This window comes from Chromobacterium aquaticum (genome assembly GCF_021129195.1).
GTDB classification, from domain to species: Bacteria; Pseudomonadota; Gammaproteobacteria; order Burkholderiales; family Chromobacteriaceae; genus Chromobacterium; species Chromobacterium aquaticum.
The window spans coordinates 1-1,435 of record NZ_JAJOHW010000188.1; the positions used below are offsets into that span (position 1 = coordinate 1).

Annotated in this window: 1 protein-coding gene; it reads right to left on the reverse strand. The window is 58.5% G+C overall.

What is annotated here, in order from left to right:
- Positions 1-208: 208 nt before the first annotated feature.
- Positions 209-1,374, reverse strand: a protein-coding gene (locus LQT98_RS22390; RefSeq protein ID WP_231465324.1) for an IS3 family transposase whose coding sequence is annotated in 2 segments (ribosomal slippage) — positions 209-1,110 and positions 1,110-1,374 — 1,167 coding nt in all. Because the reading frame shifts where the segments join, the coding sequence is not laid out codon by codon here.
- Positions 1,375-1,435 lie beyond the last annotated feature (61 nt).

A 1,435-nucleotide genomic window follows, 5' to 3' on the forward strand; every position in this document is an offset into this window, starting at 1 on the left:
GGTAAGCTGATTTTATAGGGCCGCTTCGGCTACTAGCTCAGCTAAAGGTATCAATAACTCTTTAGCAAGTAGGGGGGGGCAAGCCACAAGGCTTGCCCACGCGGTAGCTTGGCAACACTACCTTTAGGCCGCGCCGTAACTTATAAGCCCAAGCCTCACCAAAAGCCCCTCAAGCTGAAGTGTCCTGACAAGAGCGGACAGCTCCGTTTCAAGCGACCTTGGCTGAATCCCAATACCTCCGGGTAAATTCAGCCGGGGCCAAATTGCCAAGCCGCGAATGACGGCGTTGGCGGTTATAGAAGATTTCGATGTACTCCCTGATCGACGCTTCGGCTTCCGCCCGCGTTGCGTAGCGGCGATGGTGGACGAGCTCGTTCTTCAAGGTTCCCCAGAAGCTCTCTATCGGCGCGTTGTCGAAACAGTTCCCCTTGCGTGACATCGAGCTCTGCATATGAAACTGCGTCAGCAAATCGCCATAAGCCCTGGCGCAGTATTGGCTGCCTCGGTCAGTATGGTGGATCAAGCCGGCCGGTGGTCGATGGTGCCGAACGGCCCGAAACAGCGCCTTGCTGACCAGCTCAGTCGTCATCCGCGCGCCCATCGCATAGCCAACGATCTCACAGCTGAACACATCCTTCAGCCCGGCCAGGTACAACCAGCCCTCGTCCGTCGGGATATACGTGATATCGCCCGTCCAGACCTGATTCGGGCGGGTCGGCTTGAACACTTGACCCAGCACGTTCTCCGCGATCGGCAGACTATGCGCCGAATGGGTCGTCGCCTTGAACTTGCGCTTCTGCCGGCATCGGATGTCCATCTGGCGTCGCAAACGGTCGATGCGGTCGCGCCCCGCCTCAAAGCCCATTGCCGCCAGTGCTGGCTGCAAACGGCGTGCGCCATAGGTTTCTCGCGTCTTGGCATGCGCCGCCCGGATCGCCAGTTTCAGGCGCTCGTCCTCCTGTTCTCGCTTTGAGGGAGGGCGTCCACGCCAGTCATAGTACCCGGCACGGGATACAGCCAGAACCCGGCAGGCCAGCGCTACTGGGAATAGCTTGTGGTGCTCCTCTATCCACGCGTACCGGGCAGTGATGCCTGAGCAAAGTACGCGGCAGCTTTTTTTATGACGTCTCGCTCCAGGCGAGCTTCTGCCAACTCTTTGCGCAGCTTGGCATTCTCAGCTTCCAGCTCCGAGACGCTGCGCGCGCCCGGTGCGGGTTGATCGCCACCAGACTTCGCCGCTACCACCCAATTAGCCAATGTACCCTTGGGGATACCTAGCCGCCTGGCCGCCCCTTCAAGGCGGAGCCCTTGCTCAAGTACCAGTTTTACCGCTTCAGAACGGAACTCTATTGGATATGTCTTTCTGGTCTTCATTTCACACTCCCGACTGTCAATGGTAACAATCGGAACTGTCCGCTGGAATCAGGCTACCTCA